18 protein-coding genes are annotated in these 22,526 nt (G+C 43.1%); 12 read left to right on the forward strand and 6 right to left on the reverse strand.

Annotation, left to right across the window (positions count from 1 at the left end):
• The first annotated feature begins 93 nt into the window (after positions 1–93).
• The gene (gene pstB, locus ABIE27_RS00935) at positions 94–852 is read left to right on the forward strand and encodes a phosphate ABC transporter ATP-binding protein PstB (RefSeq protein WP_429349974.1); all 759 of its coding nucleotides are present in this window, start codon (positions 94–96) and stop codon (positions 850–852) included.
• Between the two features lie 138 nt (positions 853–990).
• Here the strand turns inward: pstB and ABIE27_RS00940 are convergent, their stop codons facing one another.
• Together ABIE27_RS00940 and ABIE27_RS00945 are read right to left on the reverse strand one after the other, a co-directional pair.
• The gene (locus ABIE27_RS00940; RefSeq protein WP_429349703.1) at positions 991–6,327 is read right to left on the reverse strand and encodes a DUF7507 domain-containing protein; all 5,337 of its coding nucleotides are present in this window, start codon (positions 6,325–6,327) and stop codon (positions 991–993) included.
• Positions 6,328–6,669: 342 nt separating this feature from the next.
• Positions 6,670–7,020 (reverse strand): hypothetical protein, encoded by a 351-nt coding sequence (locus ABIE27_RS00945; RefSeq protein ID WP_429349704.1) that lies wholly within the window; start codon positions 7,018–7,020, stop codon positions 6,670–6,672.
• A gap of 458 nt (positions 7,021–7,478) precedes the next feature.
• On the opposite strand from ABIE27_RS00945, the gene ABIE27_RS00950 reads away from it, so the two are divergent.
• From ABIE27_RS00950 to ABIE27_RS00970, 5 genes are all read left to right on the forward strand, one after another.
• Complete coding sequence (locus ABIE27_RS00950) at positions 7,479–8,819, forward strand: leucine-rich repeat domain-containing protein (RefSeq protein WP_429349705.1); 1,341 nt, start codon at positions 7,479–7,481, stop codon at positions 8,817–8,819.
• A 152-nt stretch (positions 8,820–8,971) separates the two neighbouring features.
• Positions 8,972–9,919, forward strand: a complete 948-nt coding sequence (locus ABIE27_RS00955; protein WP_429349706.1) for a helix-turn-helix transcriptional regulator — start codon at positions 8,972–8,974, stop codon at positions 9,917–9,919.
• 66 nt (positions 9,920–9,985) lie between these two features.
• Positions 9,986–10,528, forward strand: a complete 543-nt coding sequence (locus ABIE27_RS00960) for a DinB family protein (protein WP_429349707.1) — start codon at positions 9,986–9,988, stop codon at positions 10,526–10,528.
• A gap of 117 nt (positions 10,529–10,645) precedes the next feature.
• Positions 10,646–11,074: a hypothetical protein gene (locus ABIE27_RS00965; RefSeq protein ID WP_429349708.1), complete on the forward strand. Its 429-nt coding sequence runs from the start codon at positions 10,646–10,648 to the stop codon at positions 11,072–11,074.
• Positions 11,075–11,095: 21 nt separating this feature from the next.
• Positions 11,096–11,689: a YdeI/OmpD-associated family protein gene (locus ABIE27_RS00970; RefSeq protein ID WP_429349709.1), complete on the forward strand. Its 594-nt coding sequence runs from the start codon at positions 11,096–11,098 to the stop codon at positions 11,687–11,689.
• 35 nt (positions 11,690–11,724) lie between these two features.
• On the opposite strand, the gene ABIE27_RS00975 is transcribed toward ABIE27_RS00970, so the two are convergent.
• The 3 genes from ABIE27_RS00975 to ABIE27_RS00985 form a co-directional block, all read right to left on the reverse strand.
• Positions 11,725–13,050: an APC family permease gene (locus ABIE27_RS00975; protein ID WP_123062773.1), complete on the reverse strand. Its 1,326-nt coding sequence runs from the start codon at positions 13,048–13,050 to the stop codon at positions 11,725–11,727.
• A 165-nt stretch (positions 13,051–13,215) separates the two neighbouring features.
• Positions 13,216–14,538, reverse strand: a complete 1,323-nt coding sequence (locus tag ABIE27_RS00980) for an amidohydrolase family protein (protein WP_429349710.1) — start codon at positions 14,536–14,538, stop codon at positions 13,216–13,218.
• Between the two features lie 269 nt (positions 14,539–14,807).
• The gene (locus ABIE27_RS00985) at positions 14,808–15,419 is read right to left on the reverse strand and encodes a TetR/AcrR family transcriptional regulator (RefSeq protein ID WP_429349711.1); all 612 of its coding nucleotides are present in this window, start codon (positions 15,417–15,419) and stop codon (positions 14,808–14,810) included.
• Between the two features lie 95 nt (positions 15,420–15,514).
• Between ABIE27_RS00985 and ABIE27_RS00990 the strand changes: the two genes are divergently transcribed.
• Genes ABIE27_RS00990 through ABIE27_RS01000 form a run of 3 tightly spaced genes read left to right on the forward strand, consistent with a single transcriptional unit; the run spans position 15,515 to position 19,026 of the window.
• A complete protein-coding gene (locus ABIE27_RS00990; protein WP_429349712.1) occupies positions 15,515–16,663 on the forward strand; it encodes an ABC-three component system protein in 1,149 nt (382 codons plus the stop codon).
• 3 nt (positions 16,664–16,666) lie between these two features.
• Positions 16,667–17,176 carry an ABC-three component system middle component 2 gene (locus ABIE27_RS00995; RefSeq protein WP_429349713.1) on the forward strand — a complete coding sequence of 170 codons (510 nt, stop codon included), beginning with the start codon at positions 16,667–16,669 and terminating at the stop codon, positions 17,174–17,176.
• On the forward strand, positions 17,173–19,026 hold the full coding sequence (locus ABIE27_RS01000) for a hypothetical protein (protein WP_429349714.1): 1,854 nt from the start codon (positions 17,173–17,175) through the stop codon (positions 19,024–19,026). Before ABIE27_RS00995 ends, ABIE27_RS01000 begins: the two co-directional genes overlap by 4 nt.
• A gap of 19 nt (positions 19,027–19,045) precedes the next feature.
• Here ABIE27_RS01000 and ABIE27_RS01005 read toward each other — a convergent pair whose 3' ends face one another.
• A complete protein-coding gene (locus ABIE27_RS01005) occupies positions 19,046–19,261 on the reverse strand; it encodes a helix-turn-helix domain-containing protein (protein ID WP_429349715.1) in 216 nt (71 codons plus the stop codon).
• Between the two features lie 109 nt (positions 19,262–19,370).
• Here ABIE27_RS01005 and ABIE27_RS01010 point away from each other — a divergent pair, with 109 nt between their 5' ends.
• The 3 genes from ABIE27_RS01010 (at position 19,371) to ABIE27_RS01020 (ending at position 22,366) form a co-directional block, all read left to right on the forward strand.
• Positions 19,371–19,640: a hypothetical protein gene (locus tag ABIE27_RS01010; RefSeq protein ID WP_429349716.1), complete on the forward strand. Its 270-nt coding sequence runs from the start codon at positions 19,371–19,373 to the stop codon at positions 19,638–19,640.
• A 224-nt stretch (positions 19,641–19,864) separates the two neighbouring features.
• Positions 19,865–20,902: an ROK family protein gene (locus ABIE27_RS01015; protein ID WP_429349717.1), complete on the forward strand. Its 1,038-nt coding sequence runs from the start codon at positions 19,865–19,867 to the stop codon at positions 20,900–20,902.
• A gap of 264 nt (positions 20,903–21,166) precedes the next feature.
• Positions 21,167–22,366: an MFS transporter gene (locus tag ABIE27_RS01020; protein WP_429349975.1), complete on the forward strand. Its 1,200-nt coding sequence runs from the start codon at positions 21,167–21,169 to the stop codon at positions 22,364–22,366.
• The last annotated feature ends 160 nt before the right edge of the window (positions 22,367–22,526 follow it).

Raw genomic sequence — 22,526 nt, forward strand, 5'->3', positions numbered from 1 at the left:
GAACTGAACCGCAAAGAGCACGATAATCTAAACAATCGGTTTACAGCACTCGATGCAAAAATAGTATATTTTAATTCATCGCCAGGAGGACACATGGTGCAATCGATTATTGAAACGAAGAAGCTGAACTTATTTTACGGTACCTTTCAAGCATTGAAAGACGTTTCTATTGAAATCCCGGAACGTGCCGTTACGGCATTTATCGGTCCATCCGGCTGTGGCAAATCCACCTTGCTGCGCACCCTGAACCGTATGAATGACCGGATACCTGGCACGCGAATTGAGGGAACCGTGGCTGTTGGTGGAACAGATATTTACAGTGGTGACGTGCATGTAGAGACACTGCGCAAGAAGATCGGCATGGTCTTCCAGTCACCGAATCCTTTTCCGAAATCGATCTATGACAATATTGCGTTCGGACCAAGACAGCACGGGATTCATGGCAAAAAAAAGCTCGATGAGATCGTTGAACGCAGCCTGCGTTCCGCCGCTCTCTGGGACGAAGTGAAGGACAATCTGAAGCGCTCGGCGCTTAGTTTGTCAGGTGGACAGCAGCAGCGTCTATGCATCGCTCGTGCTCTAGCGGTCGAACCGGATATTCTGCTGATGGATGAAGCGACAGCCTCTCTTGATCCGGTCTCCACCTTCAAGATTGAGGAATTGACGCATGAATTGAAGGAACGTTACACCATCGTGATGGTTACACATAATATGCAACAAGCCGCTCGTGTTTCCCAACAGACCGTGTTTTTCCTGAATGGCGAGGTTATAGAATATTCAGCTACGAAAAGTATGTTCTCCGAACCCGTCGATGCGCGCACACAGGATTATATCAGCGGCCGATTTGGTTGAGCTGAGGTCGTTGGAAAAATTAAAGGTGCAGTCTTTCATAAAATGTCTGAACGCTAAAGGGCTGTTCCCCAGAAGGAATGGCCTTTTAGCGTTCAGTGCTAGTGGAGAAAATTAGACATCATTCAGCCGCAGAAAATCCTATTCCTCCTGTTCTGTAATCTCGACATCTGTTTTATTGGAGGACAGAAACGAAGGCAGTAGGCTACCATTGGGCAGAGCAAAATAGAATTGAAGTGAAGCCTGATTCACCAGCCTGTAGTTCTCAGATATGCTATGAACCAACACATTAAATTGAACGTCAACGGTTTCACTTGGGGGAATGGTCCCCAGTGACAGACCTTGGGTAATGTCAGCATCCGGCTTGAGTTGCCCGTTTACCACTATACTTCCCGCGATAAAAACAGATTCTGCTTGAATGATATCCCTTAACGTCACCTCGGTTGCAGATAATGAACTTTCGTTCTGAATGAGAATTTTATAACGCAGGTGAGTGTTGACCTCGACTTCTGGTTTGTTCACACTTTTCACAATCGTTAGTTGAGGCAATCGGCTTGATATCACCACAGTATTGGATTGAAGCGACCCTGTTACGGTTTGGCCCTGGCCCTGAAATACAGCTGTGAATTGATTAATGATATTTCCGCTCACAGGCTGATTGATTACAATGACCTGGAACGTCACATTAGCTATCCCACCGGGCTGAAGGGATGCAATGAAGATGCCTGCAGCCGGATTGGCTCCAGCAAGCGGCTGTCCATTCAATCGTACACTTCCTTCAACAAATCGGGTTCCAGCCGGAATCGGATCGGTGATCGTAACCTGAACGATTGTATTTCCTGTATTGGTAACGGCGGCTTGATATGTGATGGTGTCGCCTACAACAACCGAAGTTTTGTCTGCTGCTTTTTGAAGCGTAATCTGTATAGTCGAAGTGGACGTCACGAGCACGCTGACCGGATTGGATTGGATGGTAAAAACCGTCTGTCCCAACGCATAGCGAAGTTTCGCCTGATTGATAATCGGTGAAAGAGTCGTGCTCGCGTTCACGCTGACTTGAAAGGACACGGTCACAGTGCCTCCTGGCGGAATGATACCAAGATTGATTCCATTCGCAGGGTTTCCTGACGGGGCGGCTACTCCGTTAACGACAACACTGCCTGTTACCAAGGATGTCCCTGGGGGAATTGAATCAGTTAATATAACGGAACTTATAAGCGATTGATTATTGTTGCGTATAAGTATGGTATAGGTAATGACATCGCCAGGTAAGGCATCAGGTCTGTTCGTCGTTTTGTTAATAGATACATTGGGATTATTTACATAGAGGATTATTGGATTCGATTGTGAGTTGTCTGTGAGTGTTCTTCCGTCTGCGGTAAGGAAAGTAAAGGTTGCAGTCGCTTGATTTATAATCTCCAGATTCGGAGGTATGGAGGTAAGAGTCACCGAGAAGGCTACTTCAATCTGCTGCCCCGGAGCAATTGTTCCCAAAGGAATGCCGGTAATCGGATTTGCTGAAGGCAAACCGATGCCATTGGATACGACACTGCCCTCTACAAAGGCCGTATTGGAAGACAGTGTATCGAACAAGGTCACCTGAGCTGGAATCTGCCCTGAATTACTGACGGTAAACAGATACTGAACCGTATCTCCAAACTGTACATTCTGAGAGCTTGCCGCTTTGACAATTGTGATACCCGGAATATCCACAGGTGTTGTCACTGGATTGGTCTGCACGGTGTCTGTGAAATTTCCTGAAGTGAATTGAACTTGGGCCTGATTGGTTACAAGGACAGGCACAGGCTCGTTAAGAACAATTTCATTAACAATAATTTGGAAAGTGACACTGACGGTGTCATTTTGCATGATTGAACTGATCGCTATGCCTGCAGCCGGATCGGCGTCGGGGATAACCGTGCCATCTATGGCAACACTTCCGGCAACGAATGTGGTACCGGCCGGGATCGGGTCCGTAAGCACAACATCTATAATTGGTGTTGATACATTATTTTGGATCAAAATCGTATAGATGATGGTTTCCCCAATCTGAACATGCTGGGCAGGCGTTGATTTCACTACGGATATAATATTATCAGCCGTAACCGGGATCGAGACAATATTGGATAATACACTGTCACTGAGGATGCGGCCGTCTGGCAGAAGAGCAATATAGTCAGCTCTGGTTTGATTGTTCAGCACAGGCGGATCAGGAAGTGAAGTGACTGCAGCCTGGAAGGTGACATTTACAGGGAATTCACGAGATATCGTACCTAGAATAATGCCTGTCAAGGGACTGGTTCCGCTCCAACGATTGCCGTTAATGAATACACTGTTTTGCACAAACGTCTCTCCCGGCGGAAGCGGGTCAAACAATATGACATCTGCATTCAGATTCCCTGTGTTGGTGATGAGTAAAGAGTAAGTAATGGTATCTCCCACAACTGCAATGGATTCGGAAGCGGATTTCTCGATCGTAATTATTGAACTATATACGGGGATGGTCACGATATTGGACAAGTTCTCGATAGCGGTTGTTCCAACAGTAAAATTGATGGTTGCCTGGTCTATCAAGTTAAAAGGATTGGGCAGAGGCACGGGCAGATCGGTAACACTGACCTGAAAGGTAACGACAACCTGGCTATTGCCGGGAATGCTGCCGATATTAATACCGACGGAAGGATTAGCTCCCGGAATGACTGACCCATCCAGGGTTACACTATCTGGAACAAGTACGGAGCCGGCTGAAATCGAGTCTGTAAAAATAACATTATTGACTACGAAGCTTTCAATATTGTCGATAATAACGGTGTAAGTGATCACATCTCCGTCCACAGCATCGATCACATCAGTGCTTTTGGTTACAATCGGGTCCGGGGCAGATATTGGTATAATGATCTCATTGGATGGGGAGCTTCCCGAAATGACCCGGCCATCCGGTGGACTAAATGTATAATCCGTTGCTGCCTGATTGGTTAACAGCTGATTGGCAGGCAGTGTATTCACGATGATTTGAAACGTAACGAACAGGGATTCTTCCGGAGCCAGCGTTCCTAACGGAATGCCAACATTAGGATCAGCTGCGGGCAATGGAATGCCATTAGATATCACAGTTCCCGGTACAAAGGCAGCATCAGGAGGAATTACATCTGTCAGTGTCGAGACTGCGGCAATATTGCCGGAATTCGTGACATTGAATTGGTATGTCACCGTCTGACCGACAGTAGCAAAGGTAGGATCGGAGCTTTTAACTGTTGTAATGATGGGCTGATATACAGGGATTACCAAAGGATCAGAGAAGGATGCTTGCTCGAACGGTCCACTCGTAAATGTAACCTGTGCCTGATCAGCCAGCTCGGGTGGCTCAGGTAAAGTAATAACGTCAGTGCTGAATGTGACGGTGACAGATATACTAGGATCAATAGTCCCAAGACTAACTCCTGTGACCGGATCTGCTGTCGGCTGCACAATTCCATCAATGGTTACACTGCTTGGAATAAATGCCGATCCGGTTGGAATGGCATCTGCAAATATAACGTTGTCAATTGGATTAGTGTCTGAATTTGTAATAACAACGGTGTAGGTTAGTATATCTCCAACAACAGCATCAATGGTATTGGCTGTTTTGGTGACACTAACCAGCGGAGTGGATACAGTCACTGTTACGATGTTGGAAACGGATGTGTCTGTAATCACACGCCCATCAGGCAGTTGAGACGAATAGTTGGCCGTACCCTGATTCGTTAAATCAAACCCGCGGAGCAGTCCATTCACCAGTACCTGGAATGTGACGGTTACCGTATCACCAATGGCGACATTTCCAACATTGATTCCAGCAACGGGATCATCTGCGGGCTGCACAGTCCCGTTAACCGTAACGCTCCCAGGTACAAAGCTGGAGCCTTCCGGAATCGGGTCAGTTACTGTGGTGACCGCATCAATATTTCCGACATTCGTTACGACCAGCGTGTACGTAACCGTGCTGCCAACTAGTGCATTGGCTGTATCTGCGCTTTTCACAATCGTGATGTCCGGTTGAAAGACGGGGATAGTGACCGCATTAGACGGAGCCTCATTGGAGATGATGGGGCCATCCGGAACGGTAGGAGCTGTATAACCTACTTTCGCCTGGTCAAACAGACGAGGTGGCGTAGGCAATGAGGTTACCTGCACCTGAAATGTAACGACGACCGAGGTTCCTGCCGGAAGATTACCGACGAAAATGCCGGTTATGGGTTCAGTTCCTGGCTGGGAGACACCGTCAATCGCCACACTGTCAGGGATAAACGAGCTTCCCCTTGGAATATTGTCGAACACAACTACGTCCGTAGCGTTCGAAGCGGAGGTGTTCTCTACAAGAACTGAATACGTAATAATATCTCCAACAATGGCGTCCTCTTCACTTGCTGTTTTCGTAGCAGTGATCACAGGAGTATTAATATTGATCTGCAGCGCAAAGGAATCGACCAAATAACCGTCACCCGATGTGGTCAGACGCAATAAAGCTGAAGTCTGGGTGTTTCTTAAAGTACTGCTCACATCTACATTTGTAATATCCCAGCCTTGACGTCCACCAACAATATCTGTACCCGGTGTACCGTTAATCTGGTTCCGATTGCCAAAGGTGCCCGTGGTGTCGAGTGCCCCGGTGTCTCCGTTGATCTGGGAAGCGAAGAAATTGGTAGCAAAATTGTTAGGACCGGATAACGCCGTGAGATTTGACACCGTAGGACCAAAGAGGGCTTGATCTCCTGTTATTCTTGCATCTCCCTCTTGTGCTCCGAGTAAGGCTCTGCCTGCTAAGGGACCAGAGAAGGGGGTCGCGAAGCCCTCGATCGGTGTAGTAACAGGACCTGATGTGGCAAGAATAACCTCGGCTCCTACTCGAATCGATAGATTACGCAGGGGAAGAGAGGGGTTACGATAAATAACGCCAAGAGTCCAACCCGCATGATTGGAATTAGGGTCCGGTATAGACAGTGTCCCTACAACACCACCTGTGACATAGGTACCCCCACCTCCGGCTCGAATCAAATCGGTAACGTCGGATGACCTTACGTAAGCGAAGGTTCGTGGAAATCCAGATGCCGTTGATAGTAAAACTTCTCTAGCTGTGGCTGGATCGGGAGAGACGGTGGTTACACCTACAGGCGTTGTTAGAATGACATCTTTGTTAATAAACGCCGAATTGTTCTCCTGATTATCAATATACGTTCCACCCCAGATTAATTCGGCATAGAGAACGGTGCTGCCTGCAGGCAAATTCAGAATGGCAGCGGAGCTATTGTTTTGAAAAAGATTAGTTGTTCCAAGGGGATAAGAGCCAAATTGTATGCTGGTATCCGTGATAATATAAGCACCAATACTGTCCACCGTACCCGGAACACCAACGGTATTGGATCGACTTAGCCCCAGCGTATTTCCTGTAAAAGTAATAGCACCGGTATCATTGATTACATATCTTTCAATGAAAGCCACTATTTTCACACCCTTCATCATAAATTCCACTCTAATCAATATATTGAGTCGAAAAAAATTTATGTGGAAGGTACAGGCCGATTTTGGGCAGGAATGCAATACGTACATTATGAATAAGGTTTAATTCACAAAAATAAAGAACGCGTTGCTATGATAAAAAGGGTTAAGTCTGGGTGAGGTTATAAAGTAGGATTTGTAGAATGACGTTAGAAAAGTTGAGTGGGACGGGGAGGCGTATACCTAGGCTAATACAGTAGAATTTATGTAGTATGTCGCCTATCCAGTGAGCCTGTGTACGAGACGAAAGCCTTTCAGATGTAATCCGAAGGGCTCTTTTATCGTTTACATTTTCCAGGGGAGATGAGGGTATTTGTAACGAAAAACGGTATTATTCTCATATTTAACATAAATCCATGGAGGTGGTACAGGGGTGCCGATGGCTTTGTATAAAGTTATTCCGTCATCACTTGTCGAATATGCTTCTATGCTGTCCAGAATGTCCTCTGCATGCATTCTTCCTTGATAAGACAGGGTCTGCCCTTGCGTGCTAATATGAGGTGCATCTGAGATGAATCGGTAGGTTGTATTGATCAGGCCAACCTTTTCGGAAGACAACATCATGAATTCGCTCAGGAGTAGTATGCTGATGAAAAGCATAAGAATTACACTTACAATCCAGCGTTTTTTCTTCATTTGCTGACCTCCAGTAGGATGATTTTATGTCTGGTTTAGCTAATTTTCTCTCACCAGTATGTATTAGAGGAAGAGGAATTGTAGAAGGATCGAGAGTATTCTTGTACTACTTCCGTTCTGATCATACCAAAGTCAGGGTAACAAGTGCTGTTGAACACTTAGCTCATTGATAAAACCAACCGATATATAAACAAGAATCACAATACTTCCGTTGGGGGTTGAAGATCATTAAAATTTGGATGGTTGTGCCTTCACATAAGGCGATGAGAATTGGGCTTGAATCTTATGATCGGGATAGTGACAGGATGGAGGCTTATATTAAGGGAAAGAACGAGCATTGGGAACCGCCAGTCTTTGTAACGCAGCGAAAGGGTAACAAAAGTGATTGCATTAAATACTCGATTACCTTTCTGGTTTTCTCAAAAAAAGCAAAGGAGATTCTCACACCGTTAATCGGAATGGATGTCGAATTTCTCCCATTAATCCACGCTGAACAAGAGATGTTCGCTGTTAAGGTGAACCGGATACAAGATTTTATTGATATGAGTAATCCTATTGAGCGAAAGACGGGATACGGTTTTTTCTCAGAATACGTACATATTCTGCCGGAGCGTATTGAAACAGATGCACACTTGTTTTGTTTACCGCAGCATCATCACCTTCAATTTTATGCCACAGATACATTTAAACAAGTGGTGGAGGAAAATAAACTTAAGACTTTTGAATTTATTGAGCTATGGGATACAGAAAACACAGAAGATATGCAAAAAGAACGTCTAAAGGCTTATGATACATATTATGCAGACATTGCTGCAAGGCAGCAGGTGTCTTATGAAACGGCGAGAAGCATCGTTGAATCAGGAAATATTTGTCGTCATGATGATCACATTTTAATACAGAGTAGCGGCCAGTTTCTGATTGGGAAAATACTTGATAATGAATCAATTCAGTGGATAAGTCTAACACATATCCCGCCGATCTATTTAGTGTGGCAATGGTACGTATATGAGGCTACTGAACTGGAGAGAGTGAAACAGGAATATTATGCAGAAGTTTCTTACAAGGTTCACGGGCCTAGAGGGAACAAGGTTTCTTTCAAGGACGAACACTTGGAACAGGCTATTCGGTCTAAGCTTCAAGTGTTTAAAGAAGATTTGACGGATATGAACCTGCTGGAATTGAAAGATATCATCAGCTATTACTTCAAAGGACCAGTGTATCATCTGGATGGCATTCAGTATGCCAAAAATCTGCGAAGTTACAGTGTGGAAGAAAATCCGGATTTTGATCTTGCAGAACTCTGTTATCTGCCTGAGAGTGTCGAAACATTATGTATCAACAATATGAAATTGAACAGTATATCGGAATTGACCAGGCTGACCCATCTTTCTAATCTGGAAACTATTAACATTGAGAATAACAAGCTGGTCGACTTGTCTCCATTGTTGACATTTCCTCATCTAGACTGGATCAGAGCTGATTATAACCAGATAGAGGATATCACGCCACTTAATCAGCTCAAGAAATTACGTAATTTGATATTGAGTCATAACCCGATCAAGAATATTCATTTGTTAGCTTTACCGGAGCTTCTCAACTTGCGCATTGAGGGAGTGCTTACGGAAGACTGGGAATTTTTGCTTACACAGTTTCCAAAACTGGAGTACTTGGAAATTTCGCAGAGTGGCATGTCAGAGGCTTCGCTTAAAAGTATGAGAGCGGTCATCAAAATTAAGAAGTTTGAGGTTGAATGGGGATTGGCTGGTGGGGGGAGTAGGAGGTATAACCGGAAGAGATAGAGGTGAAAATTTTGCTAGATTTTTGACATTCTCTTTTTTCTTTACCAAATGAATACCTTGTTGTAGCCGTTTACGGCAACGATGGTTTCATCCATGATATGATTAAACATGTACCGGAAGCATGGAAGTAAACCATAGGGGACTGAGTTAACATGAACAAAACAGAGCGACAGCTCGCCATTACCTTGGAACTACAACGAACAAAACTGATCAGGGCGGAGGATCTGGCCGCTCAGTTTGAGACAAGTGTTCGTACAATATATCGTGACATTCAAGCATTAAGCGAGGCTGGAGTGCCTATTGCAGGTGCACCGGGTCATGGGTACTCTCTGATGGATGGATACTTTCTTCCCCCGGTTAGTTTTACTGCGGAGGAAGCCGTGTCGCTGCTCATGGGAGCGAAGTTTATCGAACAGAGATGGGATACCGCGTATGGTATTCAGGCTAAGTCTGCACAGCGTAAGATTGAAGCGATTTTACCAGAAGCTGTTCGCAAACAGTCCACACGTGTACAGGAAACGATGCGTGTGCTTCATCCGATGGGGCCTGATACAACCGGGATGGTGAGAAGTTACCTTAACGATATACGTAATGCCATTCTGGAGCAACGCAAAATCAGCTTGATGTATCTGAAAAAAATGCCGGGAGCGGATGGGAAACGCTCGAATCAGCGTGTGGTGTCTCCCTACGGGCTCACCTTGGTGAGGGAAAATTGGGTGTTGATCGGAAGGTGTGATTTGCGGCAAGACATTCGTCATTTTCGTTTATCACGCATGTCTGAGCTTTCTGTTCTGGAAGAGAAATTTAGTCTGCCGCCAGATTTTGATCTGAATCGATATCAGCCGCCGGAAGATCGTAGCGAACATGTGATTGTTCGAGCAAAATCAGAAGTTGCTGACAAAATGATGGAGGCACTTCATTTTTATATCGATCACGTGGAAGATCAAGAGGACGGCATTCATTTCCACTTTCGTGTCCGCTATCCTGAGGAAATCCTGCCTCATCTACTTGGCCTAGGTGGAGATATCGAAGTGATGGAGCCGGAATCACTGCGTGCTGGTATGCGGGAGATGGCGACAAATATCTTGAAGCACTACTGACATACCCTTGTCAGTAGTGCTTTTTTATACTGGAATTAATCAAGATGAAGAGGAGTTGTTTGTAGGATGAAGAGCACAAATGAAATATTACAATCTTTCGAGACTACAGTAGAGAGGTATGTAGCAGAATTAAATCTTTTGAATATGGATGAGTTACTACGAAAAGAGGATGAAGAGGAATGGTCGATCGGGCAGATGTACATGCATTTGATTCAATCGGCGCTGTTCATGCAATTGCGTAACATCGAGCATGGTTTGGCCAAGAATGAGAACACAGTAGATTTTGATGCTGAAAAAACAGAACTGGGCAGTCAGGTATTCGAGGCAGAACAATTCCCTCCTGTTCGGGTTAAAGTACCTGCTTCTTCGCAATATACACCATTGCAACCCGAAAGTAAGGAACAACTGGCCCAGGGGCTTCAGCAGGTTGTGGATCGGATGCGAAGTACAGCTTCTGTTCTTGCGCTAGAAGAATCGGCCACAGGCTCTAAAGTGCCTCACCCCCGTCTTGGAGCGCTAAATGCTCATGAGTGGTTCCACTTGATCGAAATGCACTACAAACATCATTTGTTACAGCTGGATCGCTTGAAAATGAATCTGGGAAAGTGAATTTAATAACTAGTACGGATTGGAGTGAATTGTCCTTGATTGAGTTCGGGACAGAAAGAAGGGGATGGTTAAGCGTTGTCGAATGAAGTAGTAATACTTCAAAGGAGTTGTCAGTTTATGCGTTATGATCCGGATGTATTAACGGCTCAGGATGTTTTTGAATATGAGTCTCATGAGGTAAGAAGTGTGTTACGGTCTGTTAAATATAGCATAAGGGTAGGAGACCTTTTTTTTATTATTACTCCTTACGACGATAAAATGTATGTTGTAGAAGAGATCGAGGAACATTATGACAGTTGGACTATTATCTATAATGGTGGAAGAAGAGTAGCAGAGAAAGATGTATTTCCCCTATTCACCGTGGGTTCATTAATAAATATGTTGTCTTATGATAATGATTTTGATTTACGGACTGCTGGGGCTAAGTGGATTGTAATTATTGATCATTGCCATGAGTATGCTTCAGAGGAAAGTGAGCTTCTTGTTACATTTTTATGGTATGTGCTTGTTGATTTGAGTGTACGAGGACTAATTAGTCGTGATTAAGCAGACGAGAGGAAGATACCTGTGGCAGTCCAGAATACCAATCCCAAAGTAGATGCGTATCTAAGCAAAATCAAAACGTGGAAGGATGAATCTGTGAAGCTGAGAGAGATCATCCTGGATTGTGACCTGACCGAAGATTACAAATGGATGCATCCGTGTTACACGGTAAAAGGGAAAAACGTAGTGCTGATTCATGGCTTCAAGGAGTATTGTGCGATCATGTTTCTCAAAGGCTCTCTGCTCAAAGACCCGCATGGTATTCTGATTCAGCAAACGAATAATGTGCAGGGAGGTCGCCAGATTCGTTTCACCAACCTGGAGCAGATTATTGAACAGGAAGAAATTCTGAAAGCTTACATTCGGGAAGCGATTGAAGTGGAACAAGCCGGATTGAAAGTGGAGAAAAAGGAAGTAGAACAATTCGCTGTTCCAGAGGAACTTCAACAACAATTCGATGCAAATCCTGCCTTCCAGGAGGCATTTGAAGCGCTAACCCCTGGACGCCAACGGGCGTATCTATATCACTTTTCACAGCCAAAACAATCCAAGACCAAGACATCTCGCATTGAAAAATGTATGCAGCCTATTATGGAGGGCAAAGGGTTGAATGACTGATTAATACTCCCAACACTAACTCTATTCTAATCTGTTTAGACTGCTTCATCCACCTTGGCGACACTCACGCTGGCTGATTTCACTCGCTTGATGGTGTAGTAGATTAATCCTGCTGCAATCCATCCTGCACCCAGCATCAATGAGGAAAGGTCGAGTAACATGATGAGATAAAGTACAAATCCTGCACCGACTAACGGACAAAGCAAACGTATGAACAGATCCCGAGAAGCGCGCTGCTTTTTATGAATAATATAGTGGAAAATGACCGACAGATTAACGAACAGAAAAGCGGTTAATGCGCCAAAATTAACGAATTTGATCGCCGTCCCCAGACTAATGAACATGGCGGATAATGAAATGACGCTCATGAGTGTAATGTTGAACGCCGGCGTGCGGTATTTCGGGTGAATAGATGCAAATACACGTGGTAACAAAGACGTTCTTCCCATTACAAACATCAATCGGGTTACGGTTGTCATAGAGGACATGCCTTGGGCAAGTACGGAGAAAATGATCACAAACGTGAAGATGGAGGAAAGTATGGGACCGCCAATCACTTGCATCAGTTCAAAGCCGGCAGAATCCACATTGCTTGATTTAATGGACGGGTACATCTGCTGAATCAGATAAGCCGTGATGAAGTACATCACACCTGCCATCAGCACAATGATCAGAATGGCGCGGGGGATGGTTTTCTTGGGATGTTTGGTTTCCTCAGTCATTGTGGTAATGGAATCAAAACCGAGGAAAGAAAAGCAGACCAGTGAAGCCCCGGCGAGAATTGTCGAAAACGGTACACCTTCCTTCACAGCTAACGGGTTCCAGCCGGCAGTAAATCCATCTTGAAGCGCTCTATATACAAGCAGGGCGCAGAAGCCGGCAATGAAAACAATCTGCATTAGTACAAATACTTTGCTGACGTTAGCCGAAGTTTTGATCCCCACAATATTAATGATCATTACGATAAGGGTACACAACAGGATCCAGACAAAAGAGGGAATTGAGGTGAACTGGGCATGAAGATTAATGCCAAACATGAGTACCGCGATGATACAGGAGAAGAGATAATCGAGCAGTATCGCCCAGCCGACGAGGAAGCCGATGAAGGGGTTCATGGACTTCGTTACATAGGTGTAAGCCGAGCCTGACACAGGGAATGCCTTGGACATCTGGGCATAACTAAGCGCGGTGAAAAGTATGGCGATAAATGCAAGTATATATGCAGCAAGCAGCATACCCTTTGACCCTTCATGAAGAACGCCAAAGCTGGTGAAGAAAATCATGGGAGACATCCAGGATAAACCCATGGTCACGACATGAGACAACGATAATTCTCTTTTTAAAGTAAGTTTATCTGACATATTATCTTCTCCTGATTTCGGAATGAGGAAATGTTTTCTAAATCATTAACGTGACACCTCACATTTAACCAAGGTTTCTCAGAAAGTACAAGCTTTTTCGTAAAAAGCGTCAACAATCCAATGAAAAATGATACGAGATGGTTTAATTTTTACTTGACGCTGACTTCACCACACGGCATTAAGAACCTCATCTACCTCTTTGATGCGTGTCACGGAGGGAGTCTGGATCAGATTGCCTTTGACCATAACCATTGACATGTTGGATAAAGCTTCGATTTGTTCTAGCGGATTGTGATCCAGTACAATCAAGTCGGCCTGTTTGCCGATATTCAACGTACCTGTCACGTCGTCGATCCCGAGAATTTTGGCATTGTTGCGGGTAACCATGTCGATGACTTCTTTATTGGTCAGTTTGGTCTGTCTCATGTAATGATCCATTTCTCTCCACATATCATAGTGGGTCACGTAGGACATGGCCGCATCGTTTCCAATTCCAATAGTGATGCCGCTGTCTATTGCCTGTTTCACTCCTTTGAGCATGGAGTCGTAGACCAGTCTGGCGTTTTCTTTTACCGTCGCACTTAACTTCGTCACACTTGGATCGAGCGAAGCGGATGGATAAGCGGCTTGTAGGGTAGGGATTAATGCGGTGTAACCATGAAGGGCCTTGGGGTTATTTTTATACAAACGAATAATCTCGTCATCCATCTCAGCCCCATGCTCAATCGTATCCACGCCCCCTCGAAGCGCAACACGCACACCTTCCGTGCTCTCCACATGAGCGGCAACCTTCATTCCAATCTTATGTGCTTCATCGCAGACCGCTGCGACCTCGTCCACCGTCATCTGCAGACGCCCAGCTTCACCAACCATTTTCGCATCCGTTACGCCACCCGTCACACAGATTTTAATCCAGTCCACACCGTTCTTCACATTAATCCGTGTATTCTTGCGCATCTCCCAAGGTGAGTCACCCACCAGTGCCAAGTAAGGAGCACCATGTCCACCTGTGACACTCAGGAAAAATCCCGAAACAAGCAGATTCGGACCCACCCACTCCCCACGGTTAATCTCATCTCGCAGCTGCACATCGGTATAAAAGAATTCGCCCACACTGCGCATGGTTGTCACACCCGAATGGAGTGCGGTAAGAGCATTGCGTTTCATACGTTTTTTCAAAACATTTCGACCAAATCGGGTATTCAAAATCCGATGATAGGCAAAATCGAGCAATCCTTCACTGACGGAGAGCGTGAGCGGTTTACCATCTGCAAACAGATGCACATGTGCGTTGATCAGCCCTGGCATCATGTATTTTCCAGTAAGGTCGATTGTTGTATAGTGACTGGGGATATGCAGTTCCTGATCTGGAGCGATGTTCTCGATAAGTCCTTGTTCGTTGACGAGAAGGGTCATGTTTGGCTGCAGATGACGGCTTGCGTCGCCGTGGATCAGGTTAACATTTTTCAAAGCATAAGCGGTGTTCATGGGGTGTTCCTCCTTGGGTGTGGGTGGTGTTACATGATGCATCAGTTGAGTGATACGGTTCTGTGCTATTTGGTTTCTCGGTGAAAAGTATTCTGGTGGTCTAAAAGTGAATTTATAATTCATTTTTGGATTAAAAAAATAGATCGGCTTGCCTATGCTTATTTTTTGCGTGCAAATCAGAGGAAAGTACAACTGATCTGCACGCTGTGTGGTGCGTAGTGATCTATGGTAAAATGGATTTTTGCTTTGCAGCGACCAAGCACTATTCCTTATTCGTTCAAGCTTTTCATGCCGTACAGTCGGTATATATACAACGCTTCAAAGATTTGCTTCCGGCTGTCCTCGCTCATATCTCGTTTCAATAAATCCAGATTCATGTCGATGACGTTATGTGCCAGAATGTTCAGCAGAATCAGGTTCTCCTCGGTGCCGATCTCATAGTGTTTGTATTGATTTTTGAGATAGGCTTTCTTCGTTTCGATCATCAGCTCAACCAGCTCGTTTTTGGCGTTGGTGTAGATGGTGCCTTTGTTCTTTTCAAAAATAATAACGATCTGATTCCGATACTTCCGTAGCACATCTATCTGTTCTTGCATAAGGACGGATCGCTCCTCACTGTTCGTTTCCACAAACGCGTTCTGGTTATCAAAATGAATCGTCTCCACCAGTACCTTTTTCAGATAATCCACCAAATCCGGCGGAACAACGGCGTAGAAAAGCTCTTTCTTGTTCTTGAAATAGGTATAGATGTTGCCGACCGATATATTGATCTCGTTCGCAATATCGTTCATCTTGGCATCCGCATATCCCTTCTCAAAAAAGACCTTAAGCGCCGCGTATTCAATCTCTTTCCTGACTTCGTCTTTCTTGGCCTGCACCATCGGGAACGACTCCTTAATAGTGAATGGATGATTCGTTATTAGGATAGACCTTTTTGGAGGGGGTGTCAAATTCCCATATATGGAAAAAAGATTTTGTGTTATCATTTGATTACACTAAATCAATGATTGTAGGTGAAGTAATGATAGAAGATGAGAAAGACACAATTGATATTATTGAACCGAAATTAAATATTAAATTATCTAATACAGATTTACTATTAGGTAAGCCTATCGAACCAATTAATAGACTTCAAGTTATTTCTGACACTGATTTTGAAGATTTAGTTAGAGAATGGTCATGTGATTATTTGAAAAGTATATATAAAAAAGTAAGAAGATGCGGTGGCGCTGGCGATATGGGCAGAGATGTTGTTGCTTATGTAAATGAAGGCAAAGGAGAGGAGTTAGTATGGGACAACTATCAGTGTAAGCATTATAATGCACCATTGTCTCCAAGTTCTATTTGGATTGAAATGGGAAAGTTGTGTTACTATACTTTCGAAAAGAAATATCCAGTACCGAGAAAATACTATTTTGTGACTCCTAAAGGTGTATCCACAAAGCTTTCAAATTTAATTGATAATCCAGAGGAGTTAAAACAAGGACTAATTAAAGAATGGGTAAATAAATGTGAAAGTAATATCACGTCTGGAAAAAAGATAGAATTGGTCGATGAGTTCCTTACATATGTTGAGAATTTTGATTTTTCTATTGTTGATGACGTTGACCCTCAAGAATTAATTCAACAACATTCACAAACGAAATATTTTTACTATAGATTCGGCGGAATTCACAAAACACGTCCGGAAGCTATTGAACCTCCGGATAGTATAGTTCCTGATGAATTACTTTATGTGAAGAAATTACTTGAGGCATACTCTGATCATCATAAATCTGTTATAGAAGATATTTCCAATCTATCTACTCATTCTAATTACATTAATCATTTTAATCGGCAACGCAAATGTTTTTACTCAGCGGAGTCTTTGATGAAGTTTGAAAGGGATACTCTACCTCCAGGGGTAGAGGCTTTTGAGGATTTAAAACAAGAGGTTTATGATGGGATAATTGATATTTTAGAATCAGATCATTCTGATGGGTTCGAGAGAGTTAAAGAGGTGTGTAAATCCGCTAGAAATCTTAATATACCGAGTTATCCATTATACACTTCGATAAAAGGAAATGACTTAAACGGATTATGTCATCACTTAGCGAATGAAGATAAAATAAGTTGGGTGGATTAAATAATGAATATTGAAAAATCAAAATATAGTGAAGGATATAATTCTCCTTTCGAAGTCGGGTTACGGGCTTTAGCGATCATTATTGTAAATTCACCAATGAGTCTTAATCTTCAAAGGCTTATTTATTATGATTATTTAATTTTGCATTCCAATGATATTGGCGTGGAGAATTGTCCCCCGTCGTTACATCCTGATATTCCTCATAGATCAGGAGGACTTCTTATTAGAAGAAGAGCAATGCAACTCGGTTTAGATTTAATGTACAGTAAGAGCCTTATAGATATTATTTATGATGATGATGGAGTCTCGTACGTAGCTTCTCAATTAACCGAGCCATTTTTTGATTTGATAGACTCAAATTACAGCAATAGACTCAAGAGAAATGCTTTATGGGTTATGAATTATTTCTCAGCATATTCAGAAGAAGAAGTTAAAAATTTCATTGACAGTAACATTGAGACATGGGGTGGAGAATTTATGTATGAAGCTTACGTTAGGAGTGGTATTGAATGACAATGACTACCAAAGGCTTTTTTATTAGTAGATTGCGTCTAATTAATGAGAATAGAGTATATTCAGAGATTAAGTTTCAAAAAGGCTTAAATGTCATAGTCGGTCCAACAAATACAGGAAAGTCTTTTATATTTGAATGCATTAACTTTATGTTTGGCGGAAAAGATGTCCCTGAACCTATTGAAGAAGTTGTTACAAATGATTACAATGTTGTCCTTTTAGAAATAGTAAATGCAGAAGGACATACATATACAATAGAGAGAGATATCGAAGGTAAAAATGTAAAAAAATATAATTGTTCTATGGATGAAATTTATGATGGGGTCGCCCCTGAAGTGCTCTCCACTAGACATAGCAAGAATAAGGAAAGCATCTCAAACTTTCTTATGTCTTTATCGGGTTATCAAAACACCGATTTATTCATTAAGAGGAATAAATCTAATAAATTGAACAGATTTACATATAGAAACTTTAATGATTTTATCCTAATAGACGAAATTAATATAATTTCTAAGCAGTCGCCGGTTCATTCAGACAATAATAAGACTAAAACATCAGAAGAATCTGCCTTTCGGTTAATATTAACTGGAACAGATGATAGTGGTTTAATAGAAAATATGGAGAATAACAGTTTAGATTCATCTTACCTTGAACAGATCGGATTAATAGAAAAATTAATTGTTGATTTGCAATTGAATGCACCTAAGGTCACAGAAGAAATAGAAGCAAACCTAGAAAGACAAATAAAGGAATTAGTTTTAAAAAGAGGCGGTATCAGTTCTGAAATTGAACAGTTATCTAATTCAAGGAGCACTTTGTGGAAAGAGATTCAACAAGTAAATTCAAAGATTTTATCCACTAAAGAATTATTAAATAGGTTTCATTTGCTAAAAGAACAGTATGAGACTGATATAGAGAGAATGCATTTTTTAATAGAAGGAGAACATTATTTTTCATTGTTAAGTGTAGAGAGATGTCCACTTTGTCTTCAACAAACCGATAATTCAGAACTAGAGTGTTCCCATTACGAATTTGACCAGAGGAGAGAATCCTATAAAATTGAACTTAATAAAATATTGATTCATCTTGTGGATTTAAAAAATACTATCATTTCAATGAATGAAGAATTAGAGGTTCTAGCGAATGAATTATACACAAAGGAAGTTAGCTATACAAAAATAAGTAGCAAACTAGATGAGCAATTAGCACCTCAAAATTATATCCTAGAAGAAGAAATGCGAAGTGTTTTAAAGTCTCAGCAAGATATCAATGAGTTCAAACAAAAACATATGTTTTTGACGAAATTATTAAACGAGAAGGGTAGAATAGAAAATATACTAGGGGGAGAAGTAAAATTATTATCAGAAGAAGAATCAATAGAATCAACGTTAAATGATCCAATTAAAAATTATGAAGAGCTTTCAAAGTCTATTAAACATTATTTAATGGGGTGGGAATACCCAGGTTTTGAGGAGATTAGCTTTGATATTAAAGAAAAAGATATAATAATTTCGGGTAAGCCTAGAAGGTTATTTGGTAAAGGCTATCGTTCTATATCTTACAGTGCTTTTATATTAGGGTTAATGCGTTATTGTGACATTAAAAACCTTCCACATCCTGGAATAGTGGTTCTTGATTCACCAGTAACTTCTTATAAAGAAGAAGATGATGTCGAAGATAAAACATCTGAGGATTTGCAAACTAAATTTTTTGAATTTATTTCAGAAGATGTTACTTCAAAACAAGTTATTATCTTTGAGAACAAGACCCCTCCTAAACAAATTATAGATAAAATTAATTATATTGAATTCACAAAAAATCGAAATAAAGGAAGGTATGGTTTTATATAGAGCTGTCATTGAAAATAAACTAGTAGTTACGAATCTCAATAATCTCCCTAATATCATCAATATCCAACGCTTCCGCAATCCGCTCAATATGAGCAAAGTTGATATTCTCACGTTTTCCGGATTGCAGCTCACTTAGTGCGGCATGGCGGATATCAGCTAACCGTGCTAATTCTCGCAGTGAGATGTTATGTTTCTCTGTGAGTTTGTGAATATTGACCACTACCTTCTTCGCCATCATAAATCACTCCTAAAATTTCCATATGGTCTTGACGTTACGCATGAGCGTACCATATACTTTTTGTATATCTGGTACTCTTATGCGTACCAATTTTAGGAGTGGTGACATGACAAGTACCCACAGCGAAGAGCTTGCTTCGCAGTACGCACAACTCGTAAAGCAAGAAGACGATTACGTCGATCAACTGGTCACGTGTAACAAACTCATCCTGGATGCCATGGACATTATCGCGAAGCGGGCAGGGGTGTTGCATATGGACACGGTAAAACAGGCGGCGTATCACCTTCACGCGATGGAACAGGATCTGAACCGCAAGTTATTTGAAGTCAGGCTGGAGAAGAGCATCTTGGCCCATCACATGAGCCAGTCTACATAAACAGTTGAACCAAAGGACAGCAAAGGAGTATCGCCAATATGATCCTGCCTGTCCTTTTTCTCTTTTTACCTGCCCTCAAACCATTACCAAATAAGCATTGACTTTCCACACCATTCCCCCTAAACTTCAATTATTAAAATACTTTTAAAAACTCCCCTCCAATACTTTCTCGAATACGCGATCGCCCTCACACATACAAAACGAAAGGAGGCACCAAACAAACAATGTTACCCACTTCCCACAACACCCAACAGGTCAAACGGATTAACGTTGAAATTGTAAAAAATACACTTCGGTCGATGGGTGTAGGCACGAAAGCTTCCATCGCAAACCTGACCAAACTCAGTGTGGCGACATGCGGCACAATTCTGAACGAATTACTCCAGACAGGGGAGATCATTGATCTCGGCCCGGATGAGTCGAGTGGGGGCAGACCGGCAAGTCGGTATCAGTTTAATGCGGACTATGCGAGTGTGCTGTGTCTGATTATTCGTACGGAAGGCGGCGTTCACTCCATCACGCATACATATGCCAACCTGAACAGAGAGATGGCGGACGAACAGACGCTTGTTTTGGAAGAGATTAACGTCACGGTGGTGGAGGAACTCATTGCCGGGCTGATTGAGCAGCATCACAATGTGCAGGCTATCGGAATCGGGATACCGGGGGTGGCCCACAATGGTGTGATCGGTATCTGTGACGTACCGGAACTGGCTAACCAGCCGCTCGGTTTAAGGCTCAAAGAGCAATATGAAGACATCGAGGTGGTCATTGGCAACGATATGAATCTGACGGTGTACGGACTGTACAATGAACAGCAATTTGAGGAAGAGAAGAACTTTGCGGTGGTGACGTTCCCTGAAAATCATTATCCGGGGGCAGGTTTTATTATTGATGGTCGCCCACTTACCGGGAATACGCAATTTGGGGGTGAGGTATCATTTCTACCCTTTGGCGTGTCACGGGATGAGCAGCTGCGCATGTTGCAAACGAAAGACGGATTGCAGGAACTCGTCGTAAAGACGCTGGTCTCCATTATTGCAATTATCAACCCGGCGGCCATTGTAGTGACGGGTGACACGATGGACCCGGCCATGCGGGATGACCTGTTAAAAGGTTGCCGGGATCACCACATTCCACAGGAGCATATGCCTGAGCTAATCATTCGCCGCGACACCCGGCGTGAGTATGTTACCGGGCTGGTAGCCGTAACGCTGGAAAGCCTGACCTACCGTATACAGGTAGTTGAGAAGCAGTGGTAGGAACGACTTATTATGAAGTGAAGTTAAGCAAAATTTTTTACACGAGAGCGGAGAGGGCAGAGCCAATCTGGAGAACGCCTTTATCACTGTATTTTCACCTTTAGAAAGAAATTCAAAAAATACAGAGATAACAGCGGGCGGAAGATGGCACTGCAATCGGAGGTACAGCGTGTAACCATTTTTCTGGACACAATGGGGGAACTTATTTTGAATCAACAAGCAAATACGCAAGGCAACAAACGAAAGTTTAACAAGCTGTACGCCATGCAGCTGGCAACGATCTTTTTAGGATTTATCGTATTTGGCATCTCGGAAAATATTAAAGGCCCGGCCATTCCGCGCATTCAGTTTGACTTCAATCTGGATGAGAAACAGCTTGGCACGTTGTTGTCCCTGAATGCTCTGGGATATCTGATCGCCTGCTCGTTCACGGCTATATTGGTTCGCAAATGGGGCATCAAGGCGGTCAGCATCATTTCATTTGCCTCGATGATTCTGTCGGGTGTGTTCATCTATGTATCCCATACGTACCCGCTCTTTGCGTCATCGTACTTCTTCATGTACATCGGCAACGGGATGTTGGAGATTGCGCTGGCGATTCTCGGGGCGCGAATTTTTGTGAAAAATACAGGCACGATGATGAACCTGTCCCATTTCTTCTATGGACTCAGTTCAACGGTGGCGCCATTGCTGGCGACAGGTGTCATGTCGCTGACGGTATTTGGGTACCTACTAGATTGGCGCGGTATGTATCTGGTCATGCTGTCACTCTGCCTGCTGCCAATCATTGCGGCACTGCGCAGTACATTCCCCGGAGATGATCTTGCCCATGAAGATCGAACCTCGCTCAAGACGTTAACACGTGATCCGGCGCTGTGGCTGATGGTGCTTATTCTTTCTTTTGGCGTGGTATCCGAACTGGCGGTTGGTGGTTGGCTTGTTAACTTTCTGGAGAAAGCCTACACATGGGATACGGTTAAAGCTTCGGGACTATTGTCTGCATTTTTCCTCACATTCTCACTTGGACGTTTGCTGCTTGGACCGTTGACGGATCGCATCGGATTTGTACTTTCGTTGATCGTGTTCTCGGCTTTCTCGGCGGTATGTACATTTGTCGCGCTTGCTGGTGGAGAGAGTCTGGCGATCTTCTTCGCGATTTCGGGCGCAGGTATTGCGATGATCTATCCAACGGTGATGGCCTTTATCGCGCGAAGATATCCGAACGGCAGTGATACAGCAATTACGTTTACGGTCACGCTTATGGGTGTCGGCAGTGTGATCGGGAACTATGTGATTGGCTGGGTCATTGAAGGCGTGAAGAACATGTACGGTGCCACTACTCAGCTCGGCTTGCTACGCGGACTTCAGGCGGGATATGGATTTATTGGCTTATGCGCGGTCATCTGTGCGGCATCTGGTGTGGTGTTGTATGTGTATTTGAAAAGAAGAAGGGAACTGATCTAGAAAAATCGGTTTAAGTTAGGAAATGAACTAGTTGCTAAGCTGATTTAATAACAAGCAAACATGGTTTGAACTCTCTCTTTTACCTTTGTGTGGAAGAGAGTTTTTAGTTTATAAACTCAAAAAATAGGACTGTGATTTTTATTATAGAAAAGTTGACAAA

The organism is Paenibacillus sp. 4624, assembly GCF_050435065.1.
In the GTDB taxonomy this organism is placed as follows: Bacteria; Bacillota; Bacilli; order Paenibacillales; family Paenibacillaceae; genus Paenibacillus; species Paenibacillus amylolyticus_D.

What these genes read in the sequence shown, in the direction of transcription:
- pstB (WP_429349974.1), top strand. Translation starts at nt 94, where the DNA reads ATGGTGCAATCGATTATTGAAACGAAGAAGCTGAACTTATTTTACGGT.
- ABIE27_RS00945 (WP_429349704.1), bottom strand. Translation starts at nt 7,020, where the DNA reads ATGAAGAAAAAACGCTGGATTGTAAGTGTAATTCTTATGCTTTTCATC.
- ABIE27_RS00950 (WP_429349705.1), top strand. Translation starts at nt 7,479, where the DNA reads ATGGATGTCGAATTTCTCCCATTAATCCACGCTGAACAAGAGATGTTC.
- ABIE27_RS00955 (WP_429349706.1), top strand. Translation starts at nt 8,972, where the DNA reads ATGAACAAAACAGAGCGACAGCTCGCCATTACCTTGGAACTACAACGA.
- ABIE27_RS00960 (WP_429349707.1), top strand. Translation starts at nt 9,986, where the DNA reads ATGAAGAGCACAAATGAAATATTACAATCTTTCGAGACTACAGTAGAG.
- ABIE27_RS00965 (WP_429349708.1), top strand. Translation starts at nt 10,646, where the DNA reads ATGCGTTATGATCCGGATGTATTAACGGCTCAGGATGTTTTTGAATAT.
- ABIE27_RS00975 (WP_123062773.1), bottom strand. Translation starts at nt 13,050, where the DNA reads ATGTCAGATAAACTTACTTTAAAAAGAGAATTATCGTTGTCTCATGTC.
- ABIE27_RS00980 (WP_429349710.1), bottom strand. Translation starts at nt 14,538, where the DNA reads ATGAACACCGCTTATGCTTTGAAAAATGTTAACCTGATCCACGGCGAC.
- ABIE27_RS00985 (WP_429349711.1), bottom strand. Translation starts at nt 15,419, where the DNA reads ATGGTGCAGGCCAAGAAAGACGAAGTCAGGAAAGAGATTGAATACGCG.
- ABIE27_RS00995 (WP_429349713.1), top strand. Translation starts at nt 16,667, where the DNA reads ATGAATATTGAAAAATCAAAATATAGTGAAGGATATAATTCTCCTTTC.
- ABIE27_RS01000 (WP_429349714.1), top strand. Translation starts at nt 17,173, where the DNA reads ATGACAATGACTACCAAAGGCTTTTTTATTAGTAGATTGCGTCTAATT.
- ABIE27_RS01005 (WP_429349715.1), bottom strand. Translation starts at nt 19,261, where the DNA reads ATGGCGAAGAAGGTAGTGGTCAATATTCACAAACTCACAGAGAAACAT.
- ABIE27_RS01010 (WP_429349716.1), top strand. Translation starts at nt 19,371, where the DNA reads ATGACAAGTACCCACAGCGAAGAGCTTGCTTCGCAGTACGCACAACTC.
- ABIE27_RS01015 (WP_429349717.1), top strand. Translation starts at nt 19,865, where the DNA reads ATGTTACCCACTTCCCACAACACCCAACAGGTCAAACGGATTAACGTT.
- ABIE27_RS01020 (WP_429349975.1), top strand. Translation starts at nt 21,167, where the DNA reads ATGCAGCTGGCAACGATCTTTTTAGGATTTATCGTATTTGGCATCTCG.